Origin of the sequence: Albidovulum sp., assembly GCF_049646345.1 — a bacterium.
Lineage (GTDB): Bacteria > Pseudomonadota > Alphaproteobacteria > Rhodobacterales > Rhodobacteraceae > Albidovulum.
On record NZ_JBARVQ010000842.1, the window covers coordinates 1 to 9,483 of the forward strand.

Below are 9,483 nucleotides of genomic sequence, written 5' to 3' on the forward strand. Positions count from 1 at the left end.
CATGGCCGGTTTCTTGTCACAGGATGGAGTGAGCAACCTGAGGGGGCAAGACCGCAATGGATGGACAGCCTGATATCGTTGCCAAGGCGCTCGATTATCTCGATCAGGGCTGGGTCATCGCCTATGACTGGGCCACAAGCCCCGCGGCATGGTCACAGTTCGCGCTGCTGGTCGCCTCATGGCTGATCGCGGTGGTTGTCGCGAAAAAGCTGGGGATCAGAATCGCGACCTTTGTCGCTCCGCCGACGGGTGCAAAGGGGCCCTTCGCCATCCTGCGGCGCTTTGTCTTGCGTTTTTTGCCGCTTCTCCTGCCGCTTCTCGCCTATGGCTTTACCGCGATCGGTGAAAGCGTCACCCGGTCGCTGTTCGGGTCGGGTGCTGTGATCGCCTTTGGCAAACGCCTTTTCCTGTTCATCGCGATCCGGGTTTTCGTCGGCAAGGTCCTGAGCGATCCGTTCCTCAAGCTGCTTGGCCGCTACGTCCTGATCCCCGTCGCCGCGCTCTACGTCTTTGGTCTGACCGATCAGGCGGCCGCGTGGCTCGAAGGCCTGACGGTGGAGCTGGGTAATATCAGCTTTTCGATGATGGCGCTGATCCGGGGCGCGATCGCGGGCAGCCTTCTCTTCTGGCTCGGATCCTGGTCGAACCGCAGAAGCGCTGACTACATCAAGGCGCAGGAGGAGTTGCGTCCCGCGACACGGGAGCTGGCCGCCAAAGCGGCCGAGATCACGATCTTCAGTGTCGCCTTCCTGCTGCTTTTGAACATCATGGGGATCGACCTGACCACGGTTGCCGTTCTGGGAGGCGCGCTGGGCGTCGGCATCGGGCTGGGCCTGCAACAGATCGCGGCGAACTTCATTTCGGGGATCATCCTGCTGGTCGAGGGCCAGACGACGGTCGGCGACTATGTCGAGCTGGATGGCGGCGAGGCCGGGACCATCGTCAGGATGACCGCACGCGCCTGTATCCTTGAGACCTATGACGGCAAGTGGATCGTCGTGCCGAACGAACATTTCATCACAACCCGCGTGGTGAACTATTCCGATCAGGGCAGTGCCAACCGCTATGAGGTCGCATTCTCGGTCAGCTATGACACCGATATCAACGAGGTTCCCGCGATCATCAAAAAGGCCGTAGAAGCCCTGCCCTTCGTCCTGTCGAACCCTGAAGGCCCGGATTGCGAGTTGAAAGGTTTCGGCGAGAGCGGCGTGGATTTCGGCGTCGAATACTGGGTTTCGGGCATCGATGACGGGCGCAATAAATATGCAAGCCACGTGCTGTTTGCCGTCTGGAACGCGCTGAAGGATGCCGGGATCGAGATCCCCTATCCACACCGTGTGGTCGAACTGAAGGGCGGATTGCCCAAGTGAGTGATGCTTTGGTGATCGGTGCCGGTCCGGCCGGGCTGATGGCGGCAGAGGCGCTGGCGGCAGCCGGGTGGCGTGTTGTCATCTGCGAAGCCCGGCCAAGCCCCGCGCGCAAATTCCTGATGGCTGGAAAGTCAGGGTTGAACCTGACCAAGGACGAGCCCTTCGATGCGTTCATCCAGCACTACGATGCAGACTGGCTGCGCCCGATGTTGAAGGCATTCGGCCCCACGGAGGTTACGGACTGGGCGCGCGGTCTTGGGCAGGAGGTCTTTTGTGGTTCGACCGGTCGCGTATTTCCGAAAGCGATGAAGGCTTCGCCCCTCTTGCGGGCATGGCTTGGCAGACTCGGCGCAGCCGGGGTTGAACTGCGCACGCGCTGGCGCTGGGCGGGGTTCGAGGGTGATAGATTTGCCTTTGACACGCCCGGCGGGCAGCAGGTGCTGTACCCCAAGGTGGCGGTTCTGGCACTTGGTGGCGCGAGCTGGGCGCGGCTTGGGTCCGACGCGGCATGGGTGCCGCACCTCGCGGAAAAGGGTGTCACCATCGCGCCGTTCAAACCCGCGAATATGGGGTTCAGGGTCGACTGGTCGCCGCATATGGAACGCCATTTCGGTCAGCCGGTTAAAGGTACCGCGCTGATTGCAGGGGCTCTGGTCGAGCGCGGTGAATTTGTCCTGTCCGCGCGGGGCATTGAGGGCGGCGGGGTCTATGCCGTGTCCCGTGTGGTGCGGGACGGCGCAGCGCTGACCCTCGACCTTCTGCCGGATCGCAGCCTTGAAGACCTGATGACGCGTCTCGCCAAAGGTCGGGGCAAGGAAACCGTGGCGAACTGGCTGCGCAAAGCACTCCGCCTCGACCCGATCCGGATCGCACTGTTGCAGGAATGGGGGCGGCCCTTGCCGCAGGGCGAGGCGCTGGCCCGCCTGATCAAGGCGCTGCCCGTGCGCCATGCCGGGCCCCGTCCCATGGATGAGGCGATATCGGTCGCAGGCGGCATCGCGCGCGACGCGTTGAGTGACGATCTGGAACTGAACGCCCTTCCCGGGGTCTTTGCCGCGGGCGAGATGCTGGACTGGGAGGCTCCGACAGGCGGTTACCTTCTGACAGCGTGTCTGGCGACCGGTTGGTGGGCGGGGACGGCGGCGGCAAACACAAGATAGGCCGGGCCATTTCTGGCCCGGCCGTAGTTCCTGTCTGAAGTTGAACCGCGTTAGCGTGCGGCGCGGATCGACTCCTCAAGCTTGCCAAGGGCTTCGGTGAAGACCTCATCCTGAATGGTAATCGGCGACAGGAAGCGGACAACGTTGCCGTGAACGCCGCAGGTCAGCAGGATCAGCCCGCGCTTCAGCGCCTCGGCCCGCACCTTGCCCGCGAAATCGGCCGAAGGTTTGCCGGTCTTGGCATCGTTGAACTCAACCGCGTTCATGAAGCCGGGGCCACGGATGTCGGCGATCTCGGGCACGTCGGGGCGCAACGATTCGAGGTGCTGTTTCAGCCGCGAGCCAAGCTGGTTGGCGCGGTCGCAAAGCCCCTCTTCCTCGATCACGTCAAGCACCGCATTGGCCGCCGCGATACCAAGGGGCGAGCCACCATAGGTGCCGCCCAGACCGCCCGGCGCGGGGGCGTCCATCACCTCGGCCCGGCCAACGACGGCGGCCAGCGGGAAACCACCGGCAAGGGCCTTGGCCATGGTCATCAGGTCGGGCTGGACGTCATAATGTTCCATCGCGAACATCTTGCCAGTGCGGGCGAAACCGGTCTGCACCTCGTCGGCGATCAGAAGAATGCCGTGTTCGTCGCAGATCGCGCGTAGCGCCTTGAAGAATTCGCGCGGGGCCTCATAGAAGCCGCCTTCACCCTGAACCGGCTCAAGAATGATCGCGGCGACACGCTTGGGGTCGACATCAGCCTTGAAGAGGTAGTTCAGCGTATCGAGCGACTGTTCGACGCTGACACCGTGCAGCGGCACCGGGAAGGGGACGTGGAAGACATCGTTCGGCATGGCGCCGAAACCGACCTTATAGGGCACGACCTTGCCAGTCAGCGCCATGCCCATGAAAGTGCGGCCATGGAACGCGCCGGAAAAGGCGACAACAGCCTGACGACCGGTCGCAGCGCGGGCGATCTTGACGGCGTTTTCGACCGCTTCGGCGCCGGTGGTCACGAAAACCGCCTTCTTCTCGCCTTTGATCGGCGCGATGGCGGTCAGCCGTTCGGCCAGACGCACGTAGTTTTCGTAAGGCACAACCTGATGGCAGGTATGGGTGAAATGGTCGAGCTGGTCTTTCACGGCCGCGATTACCTTCGGGTGGCGGTGGCCGGTGTTGACCACCGCGATACCTGCGGCAAAGTCGATATAGCGGTTGCCTTCCTTGTCCCAGATCTCCGCGTTTTCAGCGCGGTCGACATAAATCTGGGTCATGACGCCGACGCCGCGCGACATGGCGGACTGGCGGCGGGTTTCGATCTCGGCGTTCAGCATGATGCTCTCCTCGGAACGTGTTCCCGTTCCCAATAATCCTTCGGCAAGAAATGATCAATATTGCAGATTGATGCACAATAAATTTATCACTACACAGAAGCTCCCGTAACCGAGGATCGGCAATGACGGATTTCGACACCGGATCGCGCCTGAAAGAAGAACGCGAAAAGCTGCGTCTGTCACAACGGCAACTGGCCGCGATGACCGGCGTCACCGGCGGCATGATTTCAATGATCGAACAGAACCGCACCAGCCCGTCGGTCGCGACCCTGAAAAAGATCCTCGGCGGGCTTGGCATCTCCTTGGGCGATTTCTTTGCGGGCAGTGCGGATGCAGGGACGAAATGGCATTTCCGCCATGACGAACTGCGTGAAATCACGCCCGAAGCGAAACTGGGCGAGGCTGGTGCCCGCGTTGTCTTTCGTCAGGTCGGACGGCCGGGGTCGAGCGCGGTGCAGATGCTGCATGAAACCTATGCGCCGGGTGCCGATACCGGGCCCGAGCTTTACAGTCACGATGCCGAAGAGGCAGGGATCGTGATTTCGGGTCAGGTTCTGGTGACCGTCGGCGAGGATACGCAACTTTTGACGACGGGTGATGGGTACCTCTTCAACAGTCGCACCCCACACCGGTTCCACAACCCCGGTCCGGAAGATTGCGTGATTGTTTCGGCCTGTACGCCGCCGACCTTCTGACCCGACGCTGGCCCGCTTCGGCGAAAATCTGCGAGGCGTTTTGGACGTTCCGGCGGCCTATGGCTGAGTGATTATCCGCTTATAGCAATGGCCCGGAAAAGCTCCGATCCTGTGGGGGTAACCCATGGAAAGGAGCATTACATGGACTATGAGCAGCACATGCCAGGGCGCTCCTCCTACGATCCGTCGCGGGCCTATATGCAGACCCATCGCGAAGGCGGGATCGGGGGCGTCGTCATCCTTGTGGGCATTATCGTTGCAGCTTTGGCGATTGTCATCTGGTTGGCCGGTTCGACTAACGACGGTCAGTCGGCACCGGCCGCCGGGCTCGCTGATCCGGCAGCCCTTGCGCCTGTCGATGAACCAGCACCGGCAGACCCGGCCGCGGCACCCGCCGTGACCGAGTGATCCACCACTCACGGAGCGGGGCGGTCGGTGTGCGGTCTGCCCCGCTGAAATGCCGGAAAGCAGCGGCGGCCGGATGTCTCAGACGTTCGGCCGTCGTGCCTGTGGAGAGGTCAGTTCTTCCAGAATCGCGTCCGCGGCTGCAGCGGGATCCGGTGCCGCCCAGACCGGGCGGCCGATGACGATGTGATCGGCACCGTCGGCAATGGCGCGGGCCGGTGTCGCGATGCGCTTTTGATCGCCAAGGTCGCTGCCTGCGGGCCGGATGCCAGGTGTCACGATCAGTTTTCCCGCCGCACCCGGAAGGGCGCGGATCATCGCGGCCTCCTGCGCCGAGGCGATGACGCCATCGGCCCCGGCCTCAAAGGCGCGGGTGGCGCGTTCGGCGACGATATCGGGAACATCACCCGGCCGGATCAGCGCCGCGTCAAGGTCGGCCCGGTCGAGCGAGGTCAGCACAGTGACCGCGAGGATCTTCAGATCCTTGCCCGCCGCACCCTCTTTCGCGGCACGCACCACGTTCGGATCGCCGTGCACGGTGAGGAAATCGAGATCGAACTGCGCCAGCCCCCTGACCGCAGCTTCCACCGTGGCGCCGATGTCAAAGAGCTTCATGTCCAGAAAGATGCGCTTGCCGTGTTCCTGCTTCAGCTCATTGGCCAGCGCCAGTCCGCCGCCCGTCAGCATGCCGAGACCGATCTTGTAGAAGTTTACCCGTTCACCAAGCTTTTCGGTCAGTTCCAGCCCGGTAATTGCGTTCGGGACATCAAGGGCGACGATGAGACGGTCATCGGCGGTCATCAGAGTGCTCCTTCTGGTCGGGGTCGCGCCCTCATGATCGCCGGGGGAGTGTCTGTCAAGGTGTCGGGCCGGATCGCTGTGTCTCAGATTGGGTTTCCGCTTAGAGCCGATGCCGTTGAAAAAGTGGGCCTGTTTTTTGGCTGAATGGATGGGTGAATTGCTTCGGACCGACCTTTCACGCCGGGATTGTTCTCAGCTTTGCGAGTTTACGGAGGTTCTGGACTGTTGCGGCCATGTGGAACTTATCTTTGGCGCCGTTTGGTCCTCTGAGGCGGAGACGGTCGAGACCGATGATGCGTTTGAGGTGTGCAAACAGCATCTCGACCTTCTTTCTGGCGTAGCTCGACGTGACATACAGCGTTTCGCGTTTAACTTGAAACATCACTCATCACCTGACGCGTTGAAATCTTTGATTTCAGGCAGCGTTAGGTGATTCAGGTTTAACGCGAAACGCTATAGGCGTCGGTCTTGGCGATGTCCCGCGCGTTCTGGCGCGCATCCTCATGCCTCGATCGCGTTCTCCAGGTCTACCAGGTAGTTCGTGCTGTAGGCGAAGAAGGGCCTGTCGCCATTGGCGCCAGTCAATCTGGCCGCCGGGTCGGCAGGCGAGATCGCCTTCGGCTTCACCGGTGTCGCCGCGCCGAAGGCGGCGTCATCAAGCGTGTCGAGATACTCCCGGGTCGCCCGATTTGCCACATCTGCCGCAGACCACTCGGTGAAGTCCACCTTGGTATAGCGGCTGGCGTCGGCTTTGATGAGCGAAGTATCTGCCCCAAAGCTCTCGCCTCCCACCAGACCCTCGGCAATGCAGCGCGCCAGCACCTCTTCGAACAGATGCCGGAACAGATTGCTGTCGCGGAACCGCCCATGACGGTTCTTGGAAAAGGTGGCGTGATCGGGGATGACATCAGTCAGATCGAGGCGGCAGAACCAGCGATACGCCAGGTTCAGATGCACTTCCTCGCACAGCCGTCGCTCCGACCGGATGCCGAAAGCGTAGCCCACAATCAGCATCCGGATCATCAGTTCGGGATCGACCGAGGGTCGCCCTGTCACGCTGTAAAACGGAGCGAGATGCCGACGCATGTCGCCGAGGTCGACAAATCTGTCGATGGACCTCAAGAGGTGATCCGATGGAACATGTTCCTCGATCGAGAACTCGTAGAACAAAGCGCCCTGCGCCACTTTCTTCGGCACCATCATCGCTCGATCTCCATTGCCGCAGCAGCAGTGAATCAGCAGCAAAGGGCCCGCTCAAGGAGAGTTTTTCAACACGATCGGGGCTTTGCTGCCGTTGCCTGATACGCGACATAAGCCGGGCGGGTGCCAGCCCGCCGGGACGGGCAGGCGCTCGCCCGGCGCCTTCGGCTTGTTCCCGGGCGAAAGGGGCCTTGTCACCAACGGCAGCAAAGTCCCGCAAACGTACAGTTCGAATGGCAACACTATGGGGGCGGGGAGAACGGCCGCGCCTCGATCACCACAAAGGCTTGGGCCCAGGGGTGATCGTCGGTCAGGGTGACATGGACGATGGCGTCGTGCCCTTCGGGGGTCATCGCGGCCAGCCGTTCGGCGGCCCAGCCGGTAAGATGCATCACAGGTTGACCGGTTCTGAGGTTCGTGACCGCCATGTCCTTCCACGATATCCCCATGCGCAACCCCGTGCCGAGCGCCTTGGAACAAGCCTCTTTCGCGGCCCAGCGTTTGGCATAGGTGCCCGCCCGGTCCCTGCGGCTTTCGGCCTTGCGCTGTTCCAGCTCGGTGAAGACACGGGTCAGGAAGCGGTCGCCAAAGCGGTCGAGCGTACCCTGGATGCGTTCGATATTCGCCAGATCGGTGCCGATGCCGAGGATCATGCACCCCACTCCATCACCACGGTGCCGAGTTTCGCACCCGCTTCGACCGCCTCATGGGCGGCGGCGCAATCGGCAAGCGTTCCGCCGGGCACGACCGCATGTGATATTGCGCCTGAGGCAAGCCAGTCGGTCAACTGCGCCTCGCCCCGTCGCCGTGTTTCGGGGTCGAGCAGGTAAATGAGGATCATGCGCAAGGTGATGTTGCGGAACATCAGCGGGTAGAATTCAAGCCGGGGCTGCATGTCTGAGGCCGAGGCATAGGTGGCGATCACCCCACCGGGTTTCAAGACCGCGAGCGCCGTGGCCTGACCGGCGGAGAAATCGACCTCGACAATGCGGTCGACGCCCTTGCCGCCGGTCATGTCCATGACCGCAGCGGCCACTTCCGTGTCGCGGTAGTTCACCCATTCCGTGGCCGTCGAATGCGCGGCCTTCACTGCCGAGGACACCGAGGTTATGACCCGCGCGCCGCCAAGGCGCGCCATCTGGCAGGCATAGCGCCCGACCGTGCCCGCGCCGCCGGTCACCAGAATGGTCTTGTCCGCGACCGGCCCGCCGGCAAAGACCGCGTGCCAGGCGGTCAGTGCGGGAATGCCGAGGCAGGCGCCTTCGGCGAAGCCGGTGCTGTCGGGCAGGCGTACCGCCTGTTCGGTGGGCAAGGCGATCAGCTCAGCCGCCGTGCCGTATTGCCGCTGCCAGCCGCCGTTCCAGATCCAGACCCGTTCGCCGATCCGCGCGGGATCGACGCCCGCGCCCACCGCCTCAATCACGCCCGCACCGTCGGAATGCGGCACGATCCTGGGCCAGCCCATCACCGCACCGGCCCTTGCCCCCGCGCGCAGCTTGACATCCGACGGATTGACGCCCGAGGCGCGAAGCCGGATCAGCACCTCACCCGGACCCGGCACTGGGTCCGGCAGATCGCCAAGGATCAGCACATACTGCGCTGCGCCGAACCCTTCGAACCAGACCGCTTTCATGCCGATGCTCCCTCAGTCGATGGTCAGATCACGTCTGTTTTGATCTTTTATCACGTCAATGAAAAGAGAAAGGCCGCCCCGAAGGGCGGCCCTGATCACGTCCGGTCAACCGGTTTAGCCGTTCACGCTGTCCTTCAGCGCCTTGGCGATGGAAACCTTCACAACCTTGTCGGCCGGTTTCATCATCGTCTCGCCCGTGGCCGGGTTGCGTACCTGGCGCTCGGGACGGGCGCGGCACTGGACCTTGCCGATGCCGGGAAGCGTGACAGCGCCGCCAGCGGCAACTTCGCGGGTCACAACCGCCGAGATCGCGTCGAGAGCTGCCGATGCAGCTTTCTTGTCCGTGCCCATCTCTTCAGCCAGGGTGGCAACGAGCTGGGTCTTTGTCATCGGTTTGGACATATCTGTCTCCTCACTGAGCCCCGTCGGTTGGGGGTAATCCTGCGCCATTTAGCGTCATGTAGTGTTGCTACACAATCTTTTGTGGCCTGTGGCAAGCGTTTTCCGCTTGTTTGTGGCGTTTTTTTTGCCGTTTCCGTTGGGTCTCAGAGGAAAGCAGTCTCTTCAAAGCTGCGCAACTTGCGGCTGTGGATACGTTCCAGCGGCATTTCGCGCAAGCGTTCCATCGCCCGAATCCCGATCAGAAGGTGGCGGCTGACTTGCGTGCGGTAGAAATCGGTCGCCATTCCGGGCAGCTTCAACTCGCCGTGCAGCGGTTTGTCCGAGACGCAAAGGAGGGTTCCATAGGGCACTCGGAACCGAAATCCGTTGGCCGCGATCGTCGCACTTTCCATGTCAAGCGCGATGGCGCGGGACTGGCTGAGCCGCTGCACCGGGCCGGTCTGGTCGCGGAGTTCCCAGTTGCGGTTGTCGACGGTCGCGACGGTGCCGGTCCGC

Annotated in this window: 9 protein-coding genes and 3 pseudogenes; 4 read left to right on the forward strand and 8 right to left on the reverse strand. The window is 62.5% G+C overall.

All coding sequences use genetic code 11. From position 1 onward, the window contains the following. Positions 1-56: 56 nt before the first annotated feature. Complete coding sequence (locus WBB85_RS22090) at positions 57-1,370, forward strand: mechanosensitive ion channel family protein (protein WP_432640726.1); 1,314 nt, start codon at positions 57-59, stop codon at positions 1,368-1,370. Continuing rightward, positions 1,367-2,530 (forward strand): TIGR03862 family flavoprotein, encoded by a 1,164-nt coding sequence (locus WBB85_RS22095; protein ID WP_432640727.1) that lies wholly within the window; start codon positions 1,367-1,369, stop codon positions 2,528-2,530. Before WBB85_RS22090 ends, WBB85_RS22095 begins: the two co-directional genes overlap by 4 nt. 50 nt (positions 2,531-2,580) lie before the next feature. Here the strand turns inward: WBB85_RS22095 and WBB85_RS22100 are convergent, their stop codons facing one another. Beyond that, complete coding sequence (locus tag WBB85_RS22100; RefSeq protein ID WP_432640728.1) at positions 2,581-3,852, reverse strand: 4-aminobutyrate--2-oxoglutarate transaminase; 1,272 nt, start codon at positions 3,850-3,852, stop codon at positions 2,581-2,583. Between the two features lie 122 nt (positions 3,853-3,974). Between WBB85_RS22100 and WBB85_RS22105 the strand changes: the two genes are divergently transcribed. Both WBB85_RS22105 and WBB85_RS22110 read left to right on the forward strand, forming a co-directional pair. After that, positions 3,975-4,547 carry a cupin domain-containing protein gene (locus WBB85_RS22105; protein WP_432640729.1) on the forward strand — a complete coding sequence of 191 codons (573 nt, stop codon included), beginning with the start codon at positions 3,975-3,977 and terminating at the stop codon, positions 4,545-4,547. Between the two features lie 141 nt (positions 4,548-4,688). After that, a complete protein-coding gene (locus WBB85_RS22110; protein WP_432640730.1) occupies positions 4,689-4,955 on the forward strand; it encodes a hypothetical protein in 267 nt (88 codons plus the stop codon). A 78-nt stretch (positions 4,956-5,033) separates the two neighbouring features. Here the strand turns inward: WBB85_RS22110 and pyrF are convergent, their stop codons facing one another. The 7 genes and pseudogenes from pyrF to WBB85_RS22145 form a co-directional block, all read right to left on the reverse strand. Beyond that, a complete protein-coding gene (pyrF, locus tag WBB85_RS22115) occupies positions 5,034-5,753 on the reverse strand; it encodes an orotidine-5'-phosphate decarboxylase (protein ID WP_432640731.1) in 720 nt (239 codons plus the stop codon). Between the two features lie 175 nt (positions 5,754-5,928). Then, a pseudogene (locus WBB85_RS22120) lies at positions 5,929-6,093 on the reverse strand (transposase); the annotation flags it as partial. A 170-nt stretch (positions 6,094-6,263) separates the two neighbouring features. Beyond that, positions 6,264-6,956: pseudogene (locus WBB85_RS22125) on the reverse strand (transposase); the annotation flags it as partial. Between the two features lie 239 nt (positions 6,957-7,195). After that, positions 7,196-7,606, reverse strand: a complete 411-nt coding sequence (gene acpS / locus WBB85_RS22130) for a holo-ACP synthase (protein WP_432640732.1) — start codon at positions 7,604-7,606, stop codon at positions 7,196-7,198. Then, the gene (locus WBB85_RS22135; RefSeq protein WP_432640733.1) at positions 7,603-8,586 is read right to left on the reverse strand and encodes an NADPH:quinone reductase; all 984 of its coding nucleotides are present in this window, start codon (positions 8,584-8,586) and stop codon (positions 7,603-7,605) included. The genes acpS and WBB85_RS22135 overlap by 4 nt, the downstream gene beginning before the upstream one ends. A gap of 114 nt (positions 8,587-8,700) precedes the next feature. After that, the gene (locus WBB85_RS22140; protein ID WP_432640734.1) at positions 8,701-8,988 is read right to left on the reverse strand and encodes an HU family DNA-binding protein; all 288 of its coding nucleotides are present in this window, start codon (positions 8,986-8,988) and stop codon (positions 8,701-8,703) included. 143 nt (positions 8,989-9,131) lie between these two features. After that, positions 9,132-9,483, reverse strand: a pseudogene (locus WBB85_RS22145) (AMP nucleosidase); the annotation flags it as partial.

Excerpts from the sequence above, each read along its gene's own strand:
- WBB85_RS22090 (WP_432640726.1), top strand. The coding sequence starts at position 57 with ATGGATGGACAGCCTGATATCGTTGCCAAGGCGCTCGATTATCTCGAT.
- WBB85_RS22100 (WP_432640728.1), bottom strand. The coding sequence starts at position 3,852 with ATGCTGAACGCCGAGATCGAAACCCGCCGCCAGTCCGCCATGTCGCGC.
- WBB85_RS22105 (WP_432640729.1), top strand. The coding sequence starts at position 3,975 with ATGACGGATTTCGACACCGGATCGCGCCTGAAAGAAGAACGCGAAAAG.
- WBB85_RS22110 (WP_432640730.1), top strand. The coding sequence starts at position 4,689 with ATGGACTATGAGCAGCACATGCCAGGGCGCTCCTCCTACGATCCGTCG.
- pyrF (WP_432640731.1), bottom strand. The coding sequence starts at position 5,753 with ATGACCGCCGATGACCGTCTCATCGTCGCCCTTGATGTCCCGAACGCA.
- acpS (WP_432640732.1), bottom strand. The coding sequence starts at position 7,606 with ATGATCCTCGGCATCGGCACCGATCTGGCGAATATCGAACGCATCCAG.
- WBB85_RS22135 (WP_432640733.1), bottom strand. The coding sequence starts at position 8,586 with ATGAAAGCGGTCTGGTTCGAAGGGTTCGGCGCAGCGCAGTATGTGCTG.
- WBB85_RS22140 (WP_432640734.1), bottom strand. The coding sequence starts at position 8,988 with ATGTCCAAACCGATGACAAAGACCCAGCTCGTTGCCACCCTGGCTGAA.